Source organism: Moorena sp. SIOASIH (genome assembly GCF_010671925.1).
Lineage (GTDB): Bacteria > Cyanobacteriota > Cyanobacteriia > Cyanobacteriales > Coleofasciculaceae > Moorena.
In genome coordinates this window covers 1,229,084-1,252,078 of sequence record NZ_JAAHIH010000004.1, presented here as the reverse complement: position 1 = coordinate 1,252,078, position 22,995 = coordinate 1,229,084, and the positions used below count along the sequence as shown (strand labels likewise).

18 protein-coding genes are annotated in these 22,995 nt (G+C 45.6%); 7 read left to right on the top strand and 11 right to left on the bottom strand.

From position 1 onward, the window contains the following. Positions 1–478: 478 nt before the first annotated feature. Both F6J90_RS26840 and F6J90_RS43760 read right to left on the bottom strand, forming a co-directional pair. Positions 479–679 (bottom strand): hypothetical protein, encoded by a 201-nt coding sequence (locus F6J90_RS26840; protein ID WP_293100510.1) that lies wholly within the window; start codon positions 677–679, stop codon positions 479–481. 985 nt (positions 680–1,664) lie between these two features. After that, positions 1,665–1,793 carry a hypothetical protein gene (locus tag F6J90_RS43760; RefSeq protein WP_366513875.1) on the bottom strand — a complete coding sequence of 43 codons (129 nt, stop codon included), beginning with the start codon at positions 1,791–1,793 and terminating at the stop codon, positions 1,665–1,667. Positions 1,794–1,850: 57 nt separating this feature from the next. Between F6J90_RS43760 and F6J90_RS26830 the strand changes: the two genes are divergently transcribed. Together F6J90_RS26830 and F6J90_RS26825 are read left to right on the top strand one after the other, a co-directional pair. Further along, a complete protein-coding gene (locus tag F6J90_RS26830; protein ID WP_293100506.1) occupies positions 1,851–2,741 on the top strand; it encodes a M20/M25/M40 family metallo-hydrolase in 891 nt (296 codons plus the stop codon). Between the two features lie 978 nt (positions 2,742–3,719). Further along, positions 3,720–4,238 (top strand): hypothetical protein, encoded by a 519-nt coding sequence (locus F6J90_RS26825; RefSeq protein ID WP_293100503.1) that lies wholly within the window; start codon positions 3,720–3,722, stop codon positions 4,236–4,238. 101 nt (positions 4,239–4,339) lie between these two features. Here the strand turns inward: F6J90_RS26825 and psb28 are convergent, their stop codons facing one another. Beyond that, positions 4,340–4,678 carry a photosystem II reaction center protein Psb28 gene (gene psb28 / locus F6J90_RS26820; protein ID WP_293100500.1) on the bottom strand — a complete coding sequence of 113 codons (339 nt, stop codon included), beginning with the start codon at positions 4,676–4,678 and terminating at the stop codon, positions 4,340–4,342. A gap of 220 nt (positions 4,679–4,898) precedes the next feature. Between psb28 and trpS the strand changes: the two genes are divergently transcribed. Together trpS and F6J90_RS26810 are read left to right on the top strand one after the other, a co-directional pair. Continuing rightward, positions 4,899–5,909, top strand: coding sequence for a tryptophan--tRNA ligase (trpS, locus tag F6J90_RS26815; RefSeq protein WP_293100497.1), 1,011 nt, complete (start codon positions 4,899–4,901; stop codon positions 5,907–5,909). 32 nt (positions 5,910–5,941) lie between these two features. After that, entirely contained in the window at positions 5,942–6,877 is a 936-nt protein-coding gene (locus F6J90_RS26810; protein ID WP_293100495.1) for a methylenetetrahydrofolate reductase, read from the top strand. 15 nt (positions 6,878–6,892) lie between these two features. On the opposite strand, the gene F6J90_RS26805 is transcribed toward F6J90_RS26810, so the two are convergent. Continuing rightward, entirely contained in the window at positions 6,893–7,045 is a 153-nt protein-coding gene (locus F6J90_RS26805; protein WP_293100492.1) for a hypothetical protein, read from the bottom strand. Between the two features lie 108 nt (positions 7,046–7,153). After that, positions 7,154–8,509, bottom strand: a complete 1,356-nt coding sequence (locus F6J90_RS26800) for an NB-ARC domain-containing protein (protein ID WP_293100490.1) — start codon at positions 8,507–8,509, stop codon at positions 7,154–7,156. 520 nt (positions 8,510–9,029) lie between these two features. On the opposite strand from F6J90_RS26800, the gene F6J90_RS26795 reads away from it, so the two are divergent. Further along, positions 9,030–9,197, top strand: a complete 168-nt coding sequence (locus F6J90_RS26795) for a hypothetical protein (RefSeq protein WP_293100488.1) — start codon at positions 9,030–9,032, stop codon at positions 9,195–9,197. 2 nt (positions 9,198–9,199) lie between these two features. Next, a complete protein-coding gene (locus F6J90_RS26790; RefSeq protein WP_293100485.1) occupies positions 9,200–10,162 on the top strand; it encodes a calcium-binding protein in 963 nt (320 codons plus the stop codon). A 108-nt stretch (positions 10,163–10,270) separates the two neighbouring features. Here F6J90_RS26790 and F6J90_RS26785 read toward each other — a convergent pair whose 3' ends face one another. Beyond that, positions 10,271–10,621, bottom strand: a complete 351-nt coding sequence (locus F6J90_RS26785; RefSeq protein ID WP_293100482.1) for a hypothetical protein — start codon at positions 10,619–10,621, stop codon at positions 10,271–10,273. Between the two features lie 264 nt (positions 10,622–10,885). Here F6J90_RS26785 and F6J90_RS26780 point away from each other — a divergent pair, with 264 nt between their 5' ends. Further along, a complete protein-coding gene (locus F6J90_RS26780) occupies positions 10,886–11,602 on the top strand; it encodes a calcium-binding protein (RefSeq protein WP_293100479.1) in 717 nt (238 codons plus the stop codon). 29 nt (positions 11,603–11,631) lie between these two features. Here the strand turns inward: F6J90_RS26780 and F6J90_RS26775 are convergent, their stop codons facing one another. The 5 genes from F6J90_RS26775 to rpoB form a co-directional block, all read right to left on the bottom strand. Then, positions 11,632–12,072 carry a hypothetical protein gene (locus tag F6J90_RS26775; RefSeq protein ID WP_293100476.1) on the bottom strand — a complete coding sequence of 147 codons (441 nt, stop codon included), beginning with the start codon at positions 12,070–12,072 and terminating at the stop codon, positions 11,632–11,634. Between the two features lie 263 nt (positions 12,073–12,335). After that, positions 12,336–12,755, bottom strand: coding sequence for a hypothetical protein (locus tag F6J90_RS26770; protein ID WP_293100473.1), 420 nt, complete (start codon positions 12,753–12,755; stop codon positions 12,336–12,338). A gap of 292 nt (positions 12,756–13,047) precedes the next feature. Further along, on the bottom strand, positions 13,048–16,992 hold the full coding sequence (locus F6J90_RS26765) for a DNA-directed RNA polymerase subunit beta' (protein ID WP_293100470.1): 3,945 nt from the start codon (positions 16,990–16,992) through the stop codon (positions 13,048–13,050). Positions 16,993–17,453: 461 nt separating this feature from the next. Next, positions 17,454–19,331 (bottom strand): DNA-directed RNA polymerase subunit gamma, encoded by a 1,878-nt coding sequence (locus tag F6J90_RS26760; protein WP_293100467.1) that lies wholly within the window; start codon positions 19,329–19,331, stop codon positions 17,454–17,456. Positions 19,332–19,377: 46 nt separating this feature from the next. Beyond that, positions 19,378–22,767 (bottom strand): DNA-directed RNA polymerase subunit beta, encoded by a 3,390-nt coding sequence (gene rpoB, locus F6J90_RS26755; protein WP_293100464.1) that lies wholly within the window; start codon positions 22,765–22,767, stop codon positions 19,378–19,380. Between the last annotated feature and the right edge of the window lie 228 nt (positions 22,768–22,995).

The following is a 22,995-nucleotide window of genomic DNA, read 5'->3' as shown; positions in this document are numbered from 1 at the left end:
TTAAATAGTTTCGTGACAGATAATGGGGCACAGGTTGTGCCCATTGATGGCAAACAAATCAAGGGTTCCTATGACCGCAACCAGGAAAAATCGGCTTTGCATGTGGTTAGCGCCATAGCGAGTTAGCATCGGCTGTGTCTATAGCAAGTGAAAGTAGATGATAAAACCAATGAGATTACGGCTATCCCAGCTTTACTAGAATTATTGGATATCTAGCGTTTTTTATAACTATAAGGTACACATAATTTTTTACCAATTCCCGATTCCCGATTCCCGATTCCCGATTCCCTTTTTATATAAGTCTCAAAAATCAAAAAAAATAGCCGTAGAAATACTATCCACGGCTATTTAAATGATCTATGTCAATGAGTTTCCAAACCCAACCTGATCTAATCCGATGTAATTGGCCACAGGCCAAGCTACACTAACAGACCGGAGCCTTTGCCAGGGGGGGAAACCCCCCCAGAAATTTAAAGTGTTATGGCAACAGCCAATACTTCATCATTTTAGTAATTACTTCCCCAGGAACCTCAGTCGGCTCAAGAGGAGTCCATTCCGCAATCGACCCATAGCCCAATTTATAAAGCATTTGGATACTATAGATTACTGCTTCACGAGAGCCTTTCAGAGTGTGCTCAACAGGTTGTTTCTTGAAGTTTGACTTAAACTCTTTTGACATAGATAAACACTTGAACTCGTTAGGTTTATATTGATTATTGTAATGATTATAATTTAGTTTGTCAAGGGTTTTAAAAAGTTTTTTTGGGGAGTTTTAGGGATAATAAAAAAAAGCGTTCGCTCTTAGCGGAAGCTGAGGCCTAAGGCCACGCTACGCGAACGCTTTATCGCGTAGCGTTACCGTAGCGGATATTGCAAAGCATCGCTTTTTTTAACGAGTAAATTTAACGAGTAAATTTAAGGATAGGGCTGGGAGTAGGAAGTAGGAAATAAGGAATAAGGAACTTCAGATCTCTTTCCTAATGTTGCCTTTTGCCTGTTACCTTTTGCCTTGTTGTCAGGGTGCATCTCCTCAAAGCTGTTTGATATCATGTCCGGATAATTAGTTATCAAAAAACATTCCCCTTGAAACCTTACTCCTTTACTTCTGCATAGCTGCCTTTTTTGACAAGAAGTGTGTTTACAACCCATATACAAACGCTGTAGATCGCAATCTGTATATGGGAGATGGGGGGCATTTCTTTGGGTCGCAGTCCATCTGCTCAGAATTATAAAAATTAGGAAGTCTCGAAATCCAGGAGAATCAAGTGTTGGCTAGAAGCCATCACCATGTAATGCTGAATCTACCTGGACACGAGAAAAAATATCGGAATAGTTTAATCTAATTATATCCCATAATCAGGGATTTTGACTACAATCGGTTACCCGGAAATCACCTGAGCACATAATCATGGTACTGGTGTAGGGGTGCTGTTGGGACCGTAAGCAATCAGCAATCAGCAATCAGCTATCAGCAATCAGCAATCAGCAATCAGCAATCAGCAATCAGCAATCAGCAATCAGCAATCAGCAATCAGCAATCAGCAATCAGCAATCAGCTATCAGCTATCAGCTATCAGCTATCAGCTATCAGCTATCAGCTATCAGCTATCAGCTATCAGCTATCAGCTTTTGAATAAAACAGGTAAGCATTAGTTTAATCTGAGTTACGTTAGCTGACGGCTGACGGCTGACGGCTGACGGCTGACGGCTGACCACTGACCGCTGACCACTGACCGCTGACCGCTGACCACTGACCGCTGACCACTGACCGCTGACGGCTGACCACTGACCACTGACCGCTGACCACTGACCGCTGACGGCTGAATGCTTACTTGGGACCAAATCCCCAGATGGTAAGATTAGGTGATAATCTTCTGCCTGATTACATTACTTTGGATCTAAAAGAACGTCTAATCACCCACCTCAGTCAGATAGTACGCGATCGCGATCCGTATATGGCATCTGCGGGACATTTCTATGTCCAGGAGTACATCCGCCAGGAATTAGAACAGTGGGGAAGCGTTGAAATTCACAAGTTTCAGGTGTCGGGCAAAACCCATCATAATCTGATTCTGAATCTACCGGGAAAAGAGGCGAGACCGCAACAGTTTGCTCCGATTTTAATTGGCTCTCACTATGATGCGGTACCTGGAAGCCCAGGAGCAGATGATAATGCTACCGGCGTAGCGGTGCTATTGGAATTAGCTAGAGCCTTTGCCACTCAAGCGCCTAAACGCCCAGTTCGACTGGTAGCATTTGATATGGAAGAGTCTGGATTGCTCGGAAGTGCTGCCTATGCTGCCTATTTAAAGGAACAACAGCAACCCTTGCGGTTAATGCTGTCTTTGGAAATGTTAGGGTATTGCGATCGCACTCCCAATTCCCAATGGTACCCACCAGGACTAAAATACTTTTACCCCAATCAGGGGGACTTCATTGCCTTAGTAGGAAACTTGCCAACAATCCTTGATTTTAGGCATTTAGCTCGCCGTATCCGCCAAGCTGGGATCCCTTGTCAGTGCTTACCAGTACCATTACGAGGGGTAATCGTTCGTCAGACCAGACTCAGTGACCACGCTCCATTTTGGGACCAAGGTTATCGAGCTTTGATGGTAACCGATACAGCATTTCTGCGCAATCCCCATTACCATAAACCAAGCGATCGCATTGATACCCTGGACTTAGATTTTATGACTAGTGTCTGTCGCGGCTTAATCGCTGGTCTTGGAAATCTTGTGTAGGGGAATCGGGAAGTTAGAATTTAGAATTTAGAATGCGCGAATGTAGGGTGCGTTAGGGGCGGGCTTGCCCTCATTTTCAACTTCGAGCGCCAGTATTGGAATAGCCCGCCCCGTAACGCACCACCAAGTAGAATTTAGAATTTAGAATTTAGAATTTGGAATCGGGAGTCGGGAGTTGGGAGTCGGGAGTCGGGAGTCGGGAATCGGGAATCGGGAAGAAGTCTCGAAAACTACTTCTTCCCGATTCCAACACTATTCTCCTCAGCTAATCCTTCCTGGGGTTTGGGTTTCAAAATGTGTTTCTGATAGCGGTTCTGATCTTAATCAGGTACACAGGATTTTTTTCCTGTTTCCTACTCCCGTCTTGATGCAAAGCGCGAGTGGGGGTTTCCGCCAAGACCGCCCTGCATTGAGATGCACCCAGATCAGATCAGCTGGCCACAGGGCATTATATAGCGCTACGCTTAGCGTCAGAAGTCAGAAGTCAGAAGTCAAAAGTAAGCTAGGACTAGGTTTCGGAGTTTAGGAGCGATGCAGTCGGCCAAAGGGGGTTTCCCCCATGAGCGACTGCATCAAGACAATGTCAAACATCTGAATGCGTAGTGCTATATAGCGTTTCTCGTAGCTATGAGGTACACATTATTTTTTACCTCTTCCCTCTTCTCTCTTACCTCTTCCCTGCTCCCTGCTCCCTGCTCCCTGCTCCCTAAAAACCAGAAATTTGTACCTCACAAGTCGTAGAATTGCTATATCATGTCAGGATAATTACCCTTAATAAAAATCTCCCCTATCTCCCCTATCTCCCCATCTCCCCATCTCCCCACACCCCACACCCGGTCACCCCACACCCCACACTCCAGGCACTGCCCACCCTACAGGAACTGGTTGCAATGGATAAGGCTAAACTAGTTTGTTAATGATTGCTATATCGATGCCTGTTTCACCGTAATCAACCACTAAAACCATTAGGAGCAACTTATGAGCGTTGTGGCTGCCAGAAAATACCCTGATAAACTAGTTTTTGCCTCCGACAGCATTCGGCTGTCAGGATACCTCAAGCAAACTCACCGGGTCACTGGGGATGAGTGGGGCAAGCTATTTGAAATCAATAACATGATTATTGGCGGCGTGGGATATACCATGGAACTGAGTTTCATGCAAATATTTGCCAGAAACCATTCTCCAGCCGCTCCTACGGTTCAGGCTGTTCTGGATTTTATTGTGGAATTTTATGCTTGGGCAAAGGATAAAGACGATACCTTTGGTCGCAGAAATGAATATTTGTTAGCAGTAGAACAGGATATTTTTTGTATCAGTGATGGCTATCTTGTCGATAAAATTAATGAATTTGGTGCCATTGGTGCTGGACAAGATTATGCTCTGACCGCAATGTACTTAGATAAAACCCCTGAAGAAGCGGTAGCGATTGCTAATGAGCTTTGCGTTTATTGCTCTGCTCCCATTAATGTGATTACTAAGGAAATCAGCGACATCTGACTTGGGTATAGTGCTGAGTACTAAGCGTTTTTGACGGTTGACGGTTAGCTGTAAACCAGACCCTGTAAACCAGACTTAGTACCCAGCACTCAAGACTCAGCTTAATCCTGTTTGGATTTACTAAGTCCATTTTCTTCACTATACCGTTCTATAAAACGAATGAAACGATCCCACTGCTCTCGAGATTTCATTATGTAAGTTGCTTCTATAGCCATTGGTTCACCATTAACAAATTTGCCATTAACCTTACTGGTAGAAATCTCACCTTCTTCGTCAACCATGTACATTCCGGTGATATCTTCCTTAAAGTCTTTATCGATAGCTTGAGGCTTGTTAAAATAAAAGGTTGCAGTGCCAGTCTGACCAGTTTTCGAGCGAGTTATACGTATATCGGGTACAACTTCTTCTGTGATGCCTCTAGAGAACTGAATTTCTGCCATGCTATAAGTCCAATTAAGAAAATATTAAGAATCTTTACACCACTATATTCTCATCCAAGCTGCCATAAATGGCAAAAAATTTTAACTGATGCCTGAACTGATGGCTGGGTTAACGACCTAGCAATGGCGAAAATAATCCAAATTTAGCCTAACCAGTGGGAAAATGGGATTACACTGATACCGTTTCGGCAAACCGATTTAAGCAATCACTCGATCATACATGGGTAAACAGCGCGTTCTATCTGGAGTTCAACCAACTGGCAATCTTCACCTGGGTAACTATCTTGGAGCTATCCGCAACTGGGTCGAAGGTCAAAGTCAGTATGATAATCTATTTTGTGTAGTTGATTTACACGCTATTACTGTACCCCATAACCCTGCCACTCTAGCAGAAGATACCTTAAGCATTGCTGCCCTCTACTTAGCCTGCGGGATTGATTTAGAATGCTCTACCATCTTCGTACAATCCCATATCCCTGCCCACAGTGAACTAGCTTGGCTGCTCAACTGCATTACCCCTCTCAACTGGCTAGAGCGAATGATCCAGTTCAAGGAAAAAGCAGTAAAACAAGGGGAAAATGTCAGTACTGGCTTACTGGACTACCCAGTATTGATGGCAGCGGATATTCTACTTTATGATGCCGATCAAGTTCCAGTGGGAGAGGACCAGAAGCAACACATCGAACTGACTCGTAATATCGCTATCCGAGTCAATGACAAGTTTGGCAGTCACCAGAATCTTGTGCTAAAGTTGCCAGAGCCTATGATCCGAAAAGCTGGTGCTCGTGTCATGAGTCTCACTGATGGCAGGCGCAAAATGTCTAAGTCTGATCCATCCGAGTTGAGCAGGATTAACGTGCTTGACTCCCCTCAGGAGATCCAAAAGAAAATCAAGCGCTGTAAAACTGACCCGATTAGAGGCTTATGGTTTGATGATCCAGAACGCCCGGAATGTGATAATCTACTAACTTTGTATACCCTGCTTTCTGGGAAAACAAAGGAAGAGGTGGCGACAGAATGTCAGGATATGGGTTGGGGCACATTCAAGCCCTTACTCACAGAGGTAACAATTGAAGCGCTCAAGCCGATTCAACAGAAGTATCAAGATGTTAGGTCAGAGCAGGGCTATCTTGAGGGCCTGTTGCGAGAGGGGCGACAAAAAGCGGAAGCGATCGCAAACCAGACCTTGTCCAGGGTGAAAACTGCATTAGGGTTCATTGCTGTAACCTAATTCCTGGAGATAAGTACATACTATAACCATAAATGACTAACCCTACTAAGAACTCATTTCGCACTGCCGTTGAGTCCGGTGAATTTTTGATTACTGCAGAAGTGGCACCCCCCAAGGGGGGTAACCCAGCTCACATGGTCAAAATGGCTCAAACCCTGAAGGATAGAGTCCATGCTATCAATATCACTGATGGCTCTAGGGCAGTCATGCGGATGTCGTCTTGGGCAGCCTCGGTGATTTTACGCCAGCAGGGAATTGAACCAATTTGTCAGGTGGCTTGTCGCGATCGCAACCGCATTGCCTTGCAAGCTGACTTGATGGGTATTAACGCTTTAGGTATCAGTAATATTCTCGCCCTAACCGGTGATCCAGTCAAAGCAGGTGATCACCCTGATGCTAAAAGTGTATTTGATTTGGAATCAGTACGCCTATTGCAACTAATTACTAAGCTAAATCAAGGGGTTGATTTCAATGATAAGCCCCTTACTGATCAAGGAACTGATTTATTTACTGGTGCAGCAGTAGACCCCCAGCTTAAGAGTTGGTCAGGGTTACAGAGTCGGTTTGAACGGAAACTGGATGCCGGAGCACAGTTTTTCCAAAGCCAGCTGATTTGTGATTTTGATCGGCTAGAGAAGTTTATGGATCAGATTGCTGCTGGTAGTAATAAGCCGATTTTAGCAGGGATATTTTTGCTCAAATCCGCTAAAAATGCTAAGTTTATTAATAAAAATGTTCCAGGGGTTAATATCCCTGACGAGATTATTGATCGGCTAGCAGCAGCAGATAATCAGTTACAAGAAGGGATAAAAATTGCCGCTGAGCAAGTTAAGCTCGCACAGCAACTTTGTCAGGGTGTTCACATGATGGCAGTCCGGCGAGAAGACTTGATTCCCCAGATTTTGGATTTGGCTGGCATTTCGCCATTGCAGAAATCCTCTGCTGTTAATGACTTAGTTTTTAAGTAAATTTCAGATAAATTGTTATAGCGCTATGCCCAGGGAAGAGGGAATAGGGAACAGGGAATAGGGTAAATATACCTTCTTCTCTGCCCACCCTCCCCACACTTCCCACACTTCCCACACTCCTCCCTCACTTCTGTTGCTTTTTGCCCTTTGAACTAAGTACCTGGACATAAATAAACGGAACTGTATTAACTTTTGTAAAGCTACCAAAAGTTAATACAGTTCCCTGTTCCCTGTTCCCTGTTCCCTATCTTGACAGTTAAACCTAATTTTGTCCGACTACTTAATACTAAAAATCACAGAACTAACTACAGGGGATAGGGTGAAAAAAGTTTGACTAATGTCTGTGAATGTTTCAATCAGTGAACGCCTCTGGAGGGATTGTAAAACATTGATTAGTTTTGAATCCGAGGTAATGGTAATATCCTGGCGCAATTGTTCTCGGGAAACGGGTTTGGTACTTATCCCTAGATACCTCATCACTTCTATTTCTGACTGATCTAAGCGATTCAACTGTGCAATTAAAATTAACCTCATTGGTTCGGGAACAAATACCTCATTCAAGCTTAAAAATTTCGAGACACTGCCATTAAAATATTTGTAAATTGTTGTCGCTACTAGATTTAATGCTAAGGGATTGCCTCGATAACGGGTAATCAGGGTTTCCCATTCTTCTGTATTTCCACATAAACCGTTATCTACTAAAATTTTCTCAGCTTCTTCTGTAGGTAAACCCTTCAGAGTTAAGGAAGCAGTACTGTTATTTTTTTGCTCCAGTAACTCTAGTTGTAGAAATTTTTCCCAACTGATAAGCAGCAAAGCACTTTGGTGTTTTTCCTGTGCTACTCGTCTAAATAGCTGACCATAATCCTCATAGTTGGCTTGATAGTATCCAGCTATAGCGCCAGGACTTAGAATCTGCTCTGCGTCATCCAGTACGATCAGACACCGATGCTCTTGTAAACATCTTACCAAGCTAGAAATAAGAGCGTTGATGTCTTCTGGTAAATTGAATGATTGCTGGTGAGATAGGAAGAGAAGCAGCTCTACTAGCAGTTGCTTTAGGGGTGGAGCATGGCGCAGATTACGCCAAATAATATACTCAAATTCCCCCTGAAGGTTGTTTGCCAGTTTGACAGCTAGAGTGGTTTTACCAATCCCTCCTATACCCAAAATGGCTACTAGTGAGTATTGCTTTTTACTAATCCATTGCTGCAGTTGATTGAGTTGATTAGTGCGTCCATAGAAAGCCGAAATTTCTGGTGCTTCCCCCCAATCGTGGTGGTAATGAGGCATTTTGTATCCTGCAACTTCTAGCCACTTAGGGACGTCTTTCCAGTTAGTGAGGCTATTTAATTCTCGATTAGTTAGTGCTTCGACATATCGATACAATCCCCTAGTCAAGGCAACAGCGATTGAGTTAGAGCTGCGATGGAGAGTCTCAGCTATTTTTTTTGGGGAGTAGCCACAAAGCAATCCTCTCAAGCACACTTTTTCTACTGGTGTAAGTGTGGTTTTATTCTGGGTTTCCCTCTGTTTTTGTTCGCCTATATCTATATATAAATTTTCTAAATCCCAGAGCTTTACTGCTTCTAAGAAAAGTTCATCTTCTTGATAAAACGCACCCTGCGCCATTTGCTTGCCTTCCTTAAGATAAAACTTGTAAACCCTTACAGACTGTGGCTAAAGCATCAACGTTACAGTTGATCGTTGACAGTTAACTGTTAATCACATTGCAACCAATCAGCTAATGTAAAGTAAATGTGTATTAGCTGAGACCTGGTTTGATCAGCACCATGGAAAACTTACAAGGGCTGTAAGTTGTATTAAAGACTCAACAGGGAATCCAGCAAATTCCATAATTTCTTTACAAAAATTTACAACTAAACCATCCAAGTAAGTATCAGGTCAAGCTCAGGAAATTATGCAGATAGTTACAAAAGTTTACATTTCGGAGTCAGCACTGACGCAACACTGGGCAGCAAAGGGGATCACAATCACTGCTAAGACTCAAGGCTAATCACTGGCTAATCCTGTTTAGTTGAGATTTCAGAAAAGCGATCGCTAATCTGATTGCAGTCGTTAAGCCAAGGGATGATTGAGAGCTCGATGGTGTTCAGAAATAGGTCTGCTCCCTGTCTTGATGCAGTCGCTCATGGGGGAAACCACGGCAGTCGCTCATGGGGGGAACCCCCAAGACCGCGCTGCCTCCCCAAGACCGCGCTGCATCGCTATTGCTGTTAGGCACGACGACAAAACCATAGCTGAACTCAATCATCCCCTACCTAGACTACCGTTCATATCGAAAAAAAGAGTAAATTGACTATGGCCACCTTAGTAACTGAAGCTCAGAAGTTATCCAACCTAATTTCGAAATCAGAACTAGATTTAATCAAGTCACTGCCAAAATCTATCCAGAATCAGGAAGTTCCTAGCCCCCAGTTACCTGATCCTTCTGCTACACCGACTCAGTTCAATTTGAAGCAAATACAAGATTTAGTTTCCGATGAGTCAGAGTTAAAAATATTATCGTCGAAAGGAATCTCAGGATCTTTTAACGTGATTGTTCGTACTGGCGCTTCTGAATTTATTCCGGGTACTAACAACAACGATTTAATCCTGGCACGTGGCGGAAATGACGCTATTTTCGGAGGCGATGGTCACGATTGTGTGCTTGCCGGCCATGGTGACGACTTTGCGTCTGGTGGGTCAGGTAACGACTTTCTCCATGGCATGTCTGGTGATGACTTTCTATTTGGCGACTCAGGTAACGACTCTCTGTCTGGCGGGTCAGGTAACGACTCTCTGTTTGGCGGCTTAGGTAACGACTTTTTGTCTGGTGGTTCAGGTAATGATTTGCTTGTAGGTGTAGATCCCAACAGTAACAAGCCAGGTATGAATGAAAGGGATACCTTAATCGGAGGAGTTGGTAATGATACATTGGTGATTGGAGATCAGAACAATCCTTACTATGTCGGGGGAGGAGGAACTTATGGTCTCAATGACTTCGCTCTAATTCAGAAGTTCGAATCTGGTAAGGATAAAATTCAACTCCACAAAGGCAGCAACTATGTCTTGTTAAAAAACTTTATTGCTATCACTCCAGGCTTGTCTCCTTCTGATTTGACAAATATTGGTTCAGTGGAACAGATTGCTAATAATATTGCTGGAGGTATGAGCGTAGCGGATAGTTTGAAGCTTGTTCCCATGCCGGCTAGTTTGAAAATTGACATTATTGCTATAGTTCCTGATGGCTATAGCCAAGCACAGGATCTGAAGTTTGTATAACGCTCGTATACCGTGGCGGAAACAACTGACTAGTTAAAATCTCCTTGATCTAGCGCGTCTTTCCCCTGTTCTTCCTCTCCGTTTAACTGAGATCTCGGAGCATTGTGATTAATCGTTTGGTGGGCAGTGCAAACCCAATGCTATGGCAGGCTTGGTGAATCGGTCTGCTGCACTGCCCACCCTAGATCTCGAACCATTGTGATTAATGGTTTGGTGGGCAGTGCTTACTTTGGCTATGGCCAGCTTGGTGAATTGGTCTGCTGCACTGCCCACCCTACATCTCGGAGCATTGTGATGAATCGTTTGGTGGGCAGTGCTTACTTTGGCTATGGCCAGCTTGGTGAATTGGTCTGCTGCACTGCCCACCCTACATCTCGAACCATTGTGATTAATGGTTTGGTGGGCAGTGCTTACTTTGGCTATGACTAGCTTGGTGAATCGGTCTGCTGCACTGCCCACCAAACATCAACTGGGCAGCAAAGGGGATCAGAATTACTGCTAAGACTCAAGCTAATGAGTGGCTAATCCTGTTTAGTTGAGGTTTCAGAAAAGCGATCGCTAATCTGATTGCAGTCGTTAAGCCAAGGGATGATTGAGAGCTCGATGGTGTTCACAAATAGGTCTGCTCCCTATTGCTGTCAGGCAAGACGACAAAACCATAGCTGTTCTCAATCATACCCTACCTAGACTACCGTTCATATCGAAAAAAAGAGTAAATTGACTATGGATACATTAGTAACTGAAATAGAGACGCTATCCAACGATTGTCTGTTTGGCGGCCCAGGTAATGACATTCTGTCTGGCGGCCCAGGTAATGATTGTCTGTCTGGTGGTGGAGGTAATGACACTCTGTCTGGTGGTGGAGGTAATGACACTCTGGTGGGTGGCGATGATAACGACAGTCTGCGTGGCGGCTCTGGCAATGACAGTTTGTCTGGGGACTCAGGTAACGACACTGTGATTGGCGGCTTAGGTAATGACAGGCTGCTTGAGGGCTCTGGTGATGACATCCTCATAGGTGTAAATCCCAAACTTAACAATCCAGGTATTAATGAAAAGGATACCTTAACCGGAGGAGCTGGTAATGATACATTGGCGGCTGGAGATAGCAAGAATCCTTACTATGTCGGGGGAGGAGGAACTTATGGTCTCAATGACTTCGTTCTAATTGAGAAGTTCGAATCTGGTAAGGATAAAATTCAACTGCACAAAGGCAGCAACTATGTCTTGTTAAAAAACTTTATTGCTATCACTCCAGGCTTGTCTCCTTCTGATTTGACAAATATTGGTTCAGTGGAACAGATTGCTAATAATATTGCTGGAGGTATGAGCGTAGCGGATAGTTTGAAGCTTGTTCCCATGCCGGCTAGTTTGAAAATTGACATTATTGCTATAGTTCCTGATGGCTATAGCCAAGCACAGGATCTGAAGTTTGTATAACGCTCGTATACCGTGGCGGAAATAACTGACTAGTTAAAATCTCCTTGATCTGGCTTGTCTTTCCCTTGTTCTTCCTCTCCGTTTAACTGAGATCTTCGACCATTGTGATTAATCCTAGGGTGGGCAGTGCTTAGCAAGGCTATGACTAGCTTGGTGAATCGGTCTGCTGCACTGCCCACCCTACACCTCGAACCATTGTGATTAATGGTTTGGTGGTCAGTGCTTACCAATGCTATGGCCAGCTTGGTGAATCTGTCTGCGACCCTGCCCACCCTACATCTCGAACCATTGTGATTAATCCTTTGGTGGGCAGTGCTTACCAATGCTATGGCCAGCTTGGTGAATCGGTCTGCTGCACTGCCCACCCTACATGAAGGTAAGTGGGACAGCGGATTGGCCGAATGCGATCGCGTAGCGGCTCCAAAGGAGCATCGCGTAGCCTGACCTACGGTCAATCCCTTTTTCCCCAATTTTCTGCTTAACTCTATACCCCCAGTTATGACTTTTGTCAATAACTGAGCTGATCAAGGCTGATGTGAGCCAGAGACGCTTCGATTTACCTGTAACTTGTAGCAAGGGAGCATTGAAGCAACAGTGATGGTATAGGAATCCTAAATGAATTGTGAGAATTTTGTTCCCTGTTCCCTACTCCCTACTCACTACTCCCTGTTCCCTGTTCCCTGTTCCCTGTTCCCTTTGGTATAGTAGAGAGCTGGGTAATGCTCTGGTTTAATCAAAGACAAGCTTTTACTATATCCAATAAATTTTCTCTAATCTTGCTATCAGTCTCAGCGCTAGAATCATTTAGTAAATTTAACAAATTTTCCTTAACTTCCTCTTCTTCTGCTTCCAGCTGTTTTTTTTCTTCTAAGTCTTCTAATTTTTGACGCCATTCTCTACGACTTCTAAATGATTCCTTGCTAGCCTGTTTGAGCTTTTCGCTATAACCTTCCTCGGTGTCCAAATCAAACACAAACATAAAATAAGATATGTCTTTTAACATAATCTTATTGGCGATTGCTAAGGCTGATTCATCTGGAGCAACTTGCCAGACCTGTTCAAATACTCTACACAACTCATAAGCCATTTTATTACTATTTTTATAGGCTTCCTGTATTTCCTTGAGTTTTTCACTTTTACTGACAGTTGTCATGTTGATAACCCCTTATTATTGTTTTCAGATCACACTAGGTTAGTTCAGGACTGGTGTATTATAAATCATTGGGGGCTATGTGCCCAGGGTTGCCTCTGCACCTTGTAATCCCCGTGGAAAACTGATGAGCGACTGCATCCACACCTAAGCATACAGCTAGGTTGAAGTCTGGTGATAGCAATGAATCATACTAAATAATACCGTAAGGGCGTCTGATGAAAAGCTTTTAAAAAGCTGATTATCAGACGCCCTTGTTTTTCCCACGATTTATCCGGGGTAGAGTTCCTTATTGTTAATAATTTCCATTCAAGGGGTCTAAGTTGCTAGGATCAGCAGCCAAATCACTCTCCTCATCTAAGCTGTAAACACGGGCTGTGTTATCATCAAGCAGGTTGCCTTGCTGTAATTCAGCACTATCGGTGGGTTCACCATAGCCATAGACCATGCTACTCCCATGGTCGAATTCCGGTTCTGGACTACCAAGATTGGGCTCTTGGTAAGCATTGAAGCCAGTTCCTGCGGGAATCAGACGCCCAATGATGACATTCTCCTTCAGACCCCTGAGCCAGTCAGATTTCCCTTCGATCGCTGCTTCTGTCAGCACACGAGTAGTTTCTTGGAAGCTGGCAGCAGAGATAAATGAATCCGTATTAAGGGATGCTTTGGTAATTCCCAGTAGTACAGGTGTATACTGAGCTGGGGCACCACCAGTGATAGCCATTGCTTCATTCACTGTCTCAATCTGCCGCAACTCCACGAGTTCTCCTGGTAGCATAGTGGTATCACCACCATCGTCTACCCTGACTTTAGAGGTCATCTGACGAACAATCACCTCAATATGTTTATCAGCAATATCAATGCCTTGAGACTGATACACCGACTGCACTTCATTTACCAAAAATGCCTGTGCTTGTTGCAATCCCTTTAAAGCCGCTTCGTAGACACCTCTCTTTTCGAGACAATAGTTGAAGAAAATCTCTAAAATTTCATGGGGATTGGCTGGGCCATCGGTGATTGGTTCAGCGGTACCGACTTGCTGACCATCGGAAACAATAGCATTTTGCCCAGGGGAAATGGGGTAATCGGTTACGACTCCGTCTGACTCAATTACCTTGATATCAACGGTTTCACCTTCTTCATAAATCACCTGGGCTTCTCCAGGACGTCTGGCCAATATACAGGCTTCTTTGGGTTTGCGAGCTTCTAGTAGTTCTTCAATCCTGGGCAAACCTTGGATAATATCCCCTGTCTTGGCCCGTTCAAACACCAGTAGTACCAGGTTATCACCCCGCTGCACCAAATCTCCCTTGTCAATTTGCAAAATTGCCCCTGCAGAAACTCGGTATGGACGAGCCAGTCGCAGGATAACGGAATCATCCGTCACCTGAACCACCTGACCTGATTCTCCAGCGGGTGTCCCTTCCGCTAAGGTGTTGGTACCAACGACCAAATCCCCTACTTTGACTGTGGCAGGAGATGTAATCGGGATTGTGACTCGGTCAGCATCCCTGACCACCAGCACTCGGCGAATGGCTTCCAATCCTTCTTGAATCCCCCGGACTTCACCAGCTTCCTTACACTGAATTTCTGTTCGAGCCACTACCGCACCTGCAGGAATTTCGTCCCCATCATTGACTAAAATCCGGGTTTTGGTATTGCCCCCTAACGGATCTGCATTGCTATCCCGGCGAACCACCAACGACTCCAGGATAACCAGTTGTAATCGCATATCCTCAGAGGCTTCATCCTCCTCAGTACTGACTAACTCAATGTCAGCACTCAGCTGGGATGAACTAGAATGGTCACTGCCAGCATCGGGGCTGCTCATTTCCAATACCAGCTGGGTGCGGAGTAATTCCACCCCATCCACAGACTTGACCCGCTCTCCATCTTTATAGGGAATGCGTTGGAGGGCTCGCAATTCAATCTGGGTTCCTTGGGGAGCTTGGTTGGAATTGTCTTGGGTATTAATGGACGCCTGAGAGGGAACCGCTGGCTCATCTGGTACAGCAAACTCCGTCACTGGCCGCAGCAGCAGTGCCATACCATCAGGTGTATCCACTGCTTCTCCATAACACAGGTTGTCTACCGTTATCCCTGGCAACTGCTCGGAGCCGGGATAGATCAGCTGACCCTCACTGGTCATGTTCTCTGGCAGGTTATCCACCAGATGAAATTCCCCAGGCTTAACCACAATTTCCCGGAGGATGTCATTTTTTTGGACAACTTCCACTACACCGGACGACTGACAGAAGATATCCTTAACCACTTCTGTCCCTGCTTCCACGTATTGACCGTCTTCCACAAGCAGCAGGGAAATATCTTTGTTAACCTCATGGCATTCTTCCGGAATCCAGAGTAAGGTACCCCCTTTGGTAACTTCGTAACCTTGCTTGGCTTTACCCCGTTTAGCCACCTCTACACCAGCATATTTAATGATGCCACCGGTTTTAGTGTAGTATTGGTCATCAATCAGTTCCGCCACCACCTGGTGGTTGATTACCTTTGTGCCAGGGGTTGCCTTCAGGGAAAAGTGCTGATTATTGGCGGTATGAATCACATATTGTTCCCGACCCCCCGTGCTTTCCATTCTCACCTGTGATTGATCCAAGCGGACGGAAGCTGTGATAATGTCAATTTCTCTTTTGCCTGGGGTCAGTCGCACCACACCACCGTTGAGTGTGACTAATTTGGTTTCCGCCATTACTGTCCCCATCTCTACAGTATCCCCATTTTTCACCACCGGTTCGGCACCAGGGGGTAGGTTATAGACTTCCCCAGATAAAATCCAGAGCAAACCGCTGCGCTGGGCAATCCGAGTGGTATTACCCTGTCGATCTGTTTTTTCCTCGGGGACTAAGTCAGCAAATAGCACTTCCCCGGCTAAATCCGATGCCACATCCTTAGCCGCTTTTTCTGTGGAGGGACGGCTTTTACTCAGGGCTACTTCCGCTAAGAGATCACCCTTGTTGACCGTTTGCCCATTACTGACTAAGAGCAAGGAGCCCGCTGTTAAAGGAAAGGTTTTGGCAGAGCCATTAGTTGTTTCCAAAATCAGATCCCCAGCTACTTCCACTTGTTGACGGTCGTCACCGTGGCGAGTCCTAACTTGGCGGGTACGTAGGTTTTTACCAAAGCTTACTACACCCTTCATGGGAGCAGAGAGCTGGCGTGCCACTTCCCCGGTAAACACACCCCCCGTGTGGAAGGTCCGCATAGTCAACTGAGTTCCTGGTTCCCCAATAGACTGGGCAGCAATAATCCCTACCGCTTCGCCCAAATCCACCATGTGCCCATGAGCTAAGCTCCAACCATAGCATCTCTGGCAAACTGACCGCTGGGCTTCACAGGTTAGAGGCGATCGCACCATTACTTCTTTAATACCAGACGATTCAATCTCTTTGGCTAGTTCATCAGATACATCTTGGTTTTGTTTAGCAATTACTTTCTTGGTTTTTGGATGAACCAATTCCTCTGCTAAAATTCGACCTAAGAGCTTATCCGCTAGGGAAATTAAAACGCGATCGCCATCGGTCATGGGTGTGATTTTGATGCCCCGAGTGGTGCCACAATCAAGGTCTCGTACAATCACGTCCTGGGAAACATCCACCAGACGACGGGTGAGGTATCCAGAGTCAGCCGTTCTCAGGGCAGTATCCACCAAGCCTTTGCGGGCTCCGTAGGATGAGATAATGTATTCCGTTACCGTTAAGCCTTCCCGGAAGTTAGTCTTAATCGGTAGGTCAATAATTTCACCTTGGGGATTAGCCATCAGACCCCGCATACCTACCAATTGCCGCACCTGAGACAAGTTACCCCGTGCTCCGGAAAAAGCCATCATGTACACTGAATTTAGGGGGTTTGTGTCTTTGAAGTTACGGACGACCTCATCTTTGAGAGCCTCAGAGGTTCCGTTCCAGGTATCGATAACTTTTTGAAACCGTTCAACTTCAGTAATTTCACCCCTAGTGAACCGGCCTTCTGTGGCACGAATCATAGCTTCCGCCTCATCTAACATCTGGCGTTTAGCTGGTGGCACTTGCAGGTCATCTACACTGATAGAAACCCCCGCCTGGGTAGCATAGCGAAACCCCAGATCTTTGAGTTTGTCTGCCATTTGGGCTGTCCGGGCACTGCCATATTTGGTATACGCCCAAGAGATCAGCTTTTTTAAGCGGCCTTTATCAACAATCCGATTATAAAAAATCCAGTCTTTTTGAGCTTTTTTATCTGCCATGATTTTGAAGGGGATGAAGAATTAAGAATTAAGAATTAAGAATTAAGAATTAAGAATTAAGAATTAAGAATTAAGAATTAAGAATTAAGAATTAAGAATTAAGAATTAAGAATTAAGAATTTAAAATCTGGGGGGGTGACATGCAATCTGAAAACCTTACTGGGTAATAATTTAAGCCCATCAGTTATAAAAAAATACATGCTGTTTTGGGCGCGACCTTGGATGCAGTTATAAGGGTTTGAGCTTCCAGAAAATGAAAAGAGGGTCAATTTACGACTGTATATTGCCTGATATCATTGGCATCAAAGCCTTATATAGTAAGCTTTTATGGGCTCATGTCACGCCCTCAGCTTGAAAATCCTACATTCTAAATTCTACATTCTAAATTCTACATTCTCTTGAATTTCCTAATTCTAAATTCTAAATTCACGCATTCTAAATTCTAAATGCTTAACTTTTACCTAGCCCCATAGGGCTTCTTGAATAGTTTTGTTGTAGATGATCCGACCTGCGGTGGTGCGGATGTACTGGGAAATAAGTTCACCATCGGCTGTTTCCCTCACTCGCCGGTTTTTGTAGACTTTGGTCACCATACCATCGGGTGAAGATTTTTCAGAAATCATCTCCTTGTCTGGTTCGTCTGTATCAACTATGCCGTCATAGCGCACCCAAATATAGGCATGGAGGTGTACTTGCTTTTGTTCGTAGGCTTTGATTGCATCCTCGAGGTTAGCAAAGTAACGACCTGCTCCCTTGGTTGCCTTGGGATTTTTGGCGGTTAGATAATAGCATCCCAAAACCATATCTTGACTCGGTGCTATAATAGGGCGACCTGTTGCTGGTGAGAGAATATTGTTCGATGCCAGCATTAACAACCTAGCCTCTGCTTGGGATTCTAGGGATAGGGGCACATGTACTGCCATCTGGTCGCCATCAAAGTCGGCATTAAACGCTGGACAGACTAAGGGGTGCAGTTGAATGGCACGACCTTCTACCAAAATGGGTTCAAAGGCTTGAATTCCTAGTCGGTGTAGAGTTGGGGCTCGATTTAGCATGACCGGGTGACCTGCAATCACTTCTTCGAGTACGTCCCACACAGTGGGATCTCCCCGTTGAATCAATTTTTTAGCTGCTTTTATGTTATTCACCAAACCCTGACGAATCAGGCGGTGAATCACAAAAGGTTGAAACAGCTCAATCGCCATCTCTCTGGGCAAACCACACTGGTGGATATGCAGCTTTGGGCCGACTACAATCACTGACCGTCCGGAGTAATCCACCCGTTTTCCTAGCAGGTTTTGTCGGAAGCGACCCTGTTTACCTTCGATAATGTCCGAGAGGGACTTCAGGGGTCGATTGTTTGCCCCTACGACCGTCCGCCCTCGCCTGCCATTGTCAATCAGGGCATCCACAGCTTCCTGAAGCATCCGCTTTTCATTGCGGACAATAATTTCTGGTGCCAGAATTTCCTGCAACCGGGCTAGTCGATTGTTGCGGTTGATGACTCGTCGATAGAGGTCATTCAAGTCAGAGGTAGCAAAGCGACCCCCATCCAGTTGGACCATCGGTCGCAGGTCGGGGGGAATCACAGGGATGACACTCAGCACCATCCAATCTGGCTGAGCCCCGGTGCCAATAAAGTTGTCAATCACTCGCAACCGTTTGATGAGCTTAGCTCGCTTTTGACCTTTAGAAGCCGCAATTTCTTCTCGCAGCTTTTCTGCGATCGCATCTAAATCCAAATCCTGTAGGAGTCGTTGCAGAGCCTCAGCCCCAATCCCCACGTCTACCCCAGATAGGTCTGAGTCTTCGCTATAGAGCTGCTCCTCGATTTCCAGCCATTGGTCTTCGGTGAGTAGCTGTTTATAGCTAAGGTTTTCGGCATTACCTGGGTTTAGTACTACGTAGGCGTTGAAGTAGACAATCTGTTCTACATCCCGCAGGGGCATATCAAGCAAAATACTGAGGTAGCTAGGAATGCCTTTGAGATACCAGACATGAGCCACGGGTGCGGCTAGTTTAATGTATCCCATACGGTGACGCCTTACCCGGGATTCGGTCACTTCCACACCACAGCGTTCACAGACAATACCTCGGTGCCGTACCCGCTTGTACTTACCACAATGGCATTCCCAGTCTTTAGCTGGACCAAAGATGCGCTCACAGAACAGCCCATCCATCTCCGGTTTGAGGGTGCGATAGTTAATGGTTTCTGGCTTAGTCACTTCACCGACCATTTGACCGTTCGGCAGAGTCCTTTCTCCCCATTGACGAATTCTCTCAGGAGAGGCAATACCAATTTTTACGTAGTCAAACCGCTGTTCTATTTGGCTTCCCATAATTTTGTCATTTCCCTATTCACAGACACTCATATAGAGCCACCTTTTAGGCTTCTTCTTCTTCCAACTCTTCCTGGTTGAGGGATTCATAGGTTGGTGAGCGTGGTGTTCGATGGCGTTCTGAATCGGTCATTAAATCGACTTCCATATCATTGCTACTACCGTCTTCTGTGGTTTCGACTTTGTGAACAGCTATGTCGAGTCCTAAGGATTGGAGTTCTCGCATCAGTACCTTGAAGGATTCTGGAGTACCAGGTCGGGGAATGGCTTTTCCTTTGACAATGGCATTGAGAGCTTCGTTGCGCCCTTGCATATCGTCTGATTTGACAGTGAGCAATTCTTGGAGGGTGTAAGATGCTCCAAATGCTTCTAATGCCCAGACTTCCATTTCCCCAAACCGCTGACCACCTTGTTGGGCTTTACCCCCCAAGGGTTGCTGGGTCACTAGGGAGTACGGTCCGGTGGAGCGAGCATGAATTTTATCGTCTACCAAGTGGACTAGCTTGAGCATATAGGCTTGCCCCACTGTGACTGGTTGGTCAAAGGCTTCTCCGGTGCGACCATCGTAGACAGTAATTTTTCCGGCATGGTCTGGATTAAATACCCACTCTTTATCAGGTTGCTCACTGGCTTCTTTAAGCTTGTTATGGACGGTGAGGCGGGATGCTTCTGCGCCGTACATTTCGTCGAAGGGAGTAAGCTTAAATCGGACATTCAGGTGTTCCCCAGCCCATCCTAATAGACATTCAAATACCTGACCCACATTCATGCGACTGGGTACTCCCAGGGGGTTAAGTACAATATCTACAGGTGTACCATCGGGCAGGTAGGGCATATCTTCGATGGGCAAAATCCGGGAAATAATTCCTTTATTGCCGTGACGACCTGCCATTTTGTCACCAACCTGGATTTTACGCTTCTGAGCCACATATACACGCACTACCATGTTGGCTCCCGGTGGCAGTTCATCCCCTTGCTCTCTGGTAAATACCCGCACATCTACCACACGCCCTTTCTCACCATTGGGGACTCGCAGAGAATTGTCCCGAACATCCCTAGCTTTTTCCCCAAATATAGCTCGCAATAGTTTTTCTTCCGGTGGCTGGTCTGATTCCCCCTTGGGAGTAACTTTCCCCACCAAGATATCCCCAGCTTCTACCCAGGCTCCAATCCGAATGATCCCGGTTTCATCTAACTGACGCAGGGCATCTTCCCCCACATTGGGAATTTCTCGGGTTATTTCTTCCGGACCTAGTTTAGTCTGTCGCGCTTCTATTTCATACTTTTCAACGTGAATACTTGTGTAGACATCATCGTAAACTAGCCGTTCACTAACCAGGATGGCATCTTCGTAGTTATAGCCTTCCCAAGGCATATAAGCTACTAGAATATTTTGTCCCAGGGCGATTTCACCCCCTTCTGTAGCCGAGCCATCTGCCAGTACCTGACCTGCAACAACTTCATCTCCTACATACACCAAGGGTCGTTGATTCAAGCAGGTATCTTGGTTAGAGCGCTGGTACTTTTGGAGGGAGTATTCAATAATTGGTGGGGTTTCTTTTGGTTGGATAGGGCTAGGAAATTCTAACTGATTTTCATTGCCCGTCTCCCCTGGCAGGGCTGGGGTATCTGTGATGGTCTTTTGATAAGGCTGTAACCGAATTGTATTAGCATCGACATACACCACCTCACCATCACTGGCAGCAACCACCACCATACCAGAGTCCCGAGCCGCCTGGGCTTCCAATCCTGTTCCCACTAAGGGGCGCTCAGGTCGAAGCAATGGCACAGCTTGCCGCTGCATATTTGAGCCCATCAGAGCTCGGTTGGCATCATCATGTTCTAAGAAGGGAATTAGAGACGTCGCAACAGAGATAATTTGCACTGGTGATACGGCCACATAGTCCACTTGGTCAGGGGTGGTGGTGGTGAATTCTTGCCGATATCGGACTGGTACAGACTCTCCCAGGATGTAACCTTCCTCATCTAAGGCAATATCTCCTGGTGCTACCCTCAGGTCATCTTCTTCATCTGCGGTCATGTACAAGGGCGGTCGGTCTTTTAGGACTCGCCCATTTTCTACTGGGTAAGAAGGAGTTTCAATAAAACCATAATTGTTAACCCGAGCGTGGGTTGCCAAGGAGCCAATCAGACCTGCGTTGGGACCTTCTGGAGTTTCAATGGGACAAATTCTGCCATAGTGAGATGGATGAATATCCCGCACTGCAAAACCTGCCCGTTCCCGAGTTAACCCCCCAGGACCTAGGGCAGACAGACGCCGTTTATGGGTCAATTCAGCTAATGGATTGGTCTGGTCCATAAATTGGGACAGCTGAGAGGACCCAAAAAATTCCTTAATCGCTGCTACTAGGGGTTTGGGGTTTACCAATGATGCTGGGGTAAGGGTATCGGATTCTGAAACGGTCATCCGTTCTCTAATAATCCGCTCTAGGCGATTGAGTCCCACCCGCACTTGGTTTTGCAGCAGTTCACCAACAGAGCGCACTCGGCGATTTCCTAGGTGGTCAATATCGTCTGTGCTACCAATGTCAAATTCCAGGTTGATTAGGTAATCAATTGCCCCGAGTATGTCTTGGGGGGTCAATACCCTTACCGTGTCAGGAATATTCAGCCGTAGTTTTTTATTGATTTTGTAGCGACCAACCCGACCTAGGTCATAACGCTTCTGGTCAAAGAAACGGGATTCCAATAACTGCTGACCACCACTAACAGTGGGAGGTTCCCCAGGACGCAGCTTGCGGTACAGCTCAAGTAGGGCTTCTTCTTCACTGGGGTTCCCTTCTTTGTCAAGGGTTTTTTGATAGTAGTCTGGGTGGCGCATAGCATCGATAATTTCACTATCACCAAGCCCCAAGGCTTTTAAAAGCACCTGTGCAGACAGTTTACGGGTTTTGTCGATGCGCACCCAAACTAAGTTATTTTTATCGGTTTCAAACTTCAACCAAGCCCCCCGGTTGGGAATCAAGGAGGCTGAGTAGGTACGACGTCCGTTTTTATCAGTTTCAGACTTGTAGTAAACCCCAGGAGAGCGAACAATTTGGTTAACAATGACTCGCTCAGCACCGTTAATGATAAATGTGCCTCGGTCTGTCATCAGAGGCAAATCACCGATGAAGACTTCTTGTTCCTTGATCTCCCCGGTTTCTTTATTAATCAGCCGGGTATGAACGTACATTTGTACGGCATAGGTACTGTCTCGCCGTTTGGCTTCATCCACATCATATTTAGGAGACTTAAGCCTGTAGTTTTGACCCAAGAAGTGCAGCTCCATTTTGCCAGTGTAGTCGGTAATCGGCGAGAAGCTATTGAGTTCTTCAATTAGCCCCTCCTCCAAGAACCAGCGAAAGCTAGCACGCTGAATTTCAACTAAGTCTGGCAACATATAGGTGGCTGTTGTGTAAGTCTGATTAGTCATGGGGTCTGTTCTTCACTCTTTTTAAGTCAGCGCCGATTTTGATTCCCTTCCCAAGGCAGTACTTGTACTTTAACAGTTCCTTAAAACTTGGGTTCGAGCTAATAGATACTAGATACACTGTTAGAATTGACACTCCCACAGATAACGTAAACGTGGAATTCTTTAGCTGAACACCTGCCACCTTAGGTAACCCTAATCTAGGTTTTAGATGTTGATAGCTTTGAATCA

Coding starts and splice junctions, on each gene's coding strand:
- F6J90_RS26800 (WP_293100490.1), bottom strand. CDS start 8,509: ATGGCGCAGGGTGCGTTTTATCAAGAAGATGAACTTTTCTTAGAAGCA.
- F6J90_RS26840 (WP_293100510.1), bottom strand. CDS start 679: ATGTCAAAAGAGTTTAAGTCAAACTTCAAGAAACAACCTGTTGAGCAC.
- F6J90_RS26805 (WP_293100492.1), bottom strand. CDS start 7,045: ATGTCCAGGTACTTAGTTCAAAGGGCAAAAAGCAACAGAAGTGAGGGA.
- F6J90_RS26790 (WP_293100485.1), top strand. CDS start 9,200: ATGGCCACCTTAGTAACTGAAGCTCAGAAGTTATCCAACCTAATTTCG.
- F6J90_RS26830 (WP_293100506.1), top strand. CDS start 1,851: ATGGTAAGATTAGGTGATAATCTTCTGCCTGATTACATTACTTTGGAT.
- rpoB (WP_293100464.1), bottom strand. CDS start 22,767: ATGACTAATCAGACTTACACAACAGCCACCTATATGTTGCCAGACTTA.
- F6J90_RS26810 (WP_293100495.1), top strand. CDS start 5,942: ATGACTAACCCTACTAAGAACTCATTTCGCACTGCCGTTGAGTCCGGT.
- F6J90_RS26825 (WP_293100503.1), top strand. CDS start 3,720: ATGAGCGTTGTGGCTGCCAGAAAATACCCTGATAAACTAGTTTTTGCC.
- psb28 (WP_293100500.1), bottom strand. CDS start 4,678: ATGGCAGAAATTCAGTTCTCTAGAGGCATCACAGAAGAAGTTGTACCC.
- F6J90_RS26795 (WP_293100488.1), top strand. CDS start 9,030: ATGGGGGAAACCACGGCAGTCGCTCATGGGGGGAACCCCCAAGACCGC.
- trpS (WP_293100497.1), top strand. CDS start 4,899: ATGGGTAAACAGCGCGTTCTATCTGGAGTTCAACCAACTGGCAATCTT.
- F6J90_RS26770 (WP_293100473.1), bottom strand. CDS start 12,755: ATGACAACTGTCAGTAAAAGTGAAAAACTCAAGGAAATACAGGAAGCC.
- F6J90_RS26760 (WP_293100467.1), bottom strand. CDS start 19,331: ATGGGAAGCCAAATAGAACAGCGGTTTGACTACGTAAAAATTGGTATT.
- F6J90_RS26780 (WP_293100479.1), top strand. CDS start 10,886: ATGGATACATTAGTAACTGAAATAGAGACGCTATCCAACGATTGTCTG.
- F6J90_RS26765 (WP_293100470.1), bottom strand. CDS start 16,992: ATGGCAGATAAAAAAGCTCAAAAAGACTGGATTTTTTATAATCGGATT.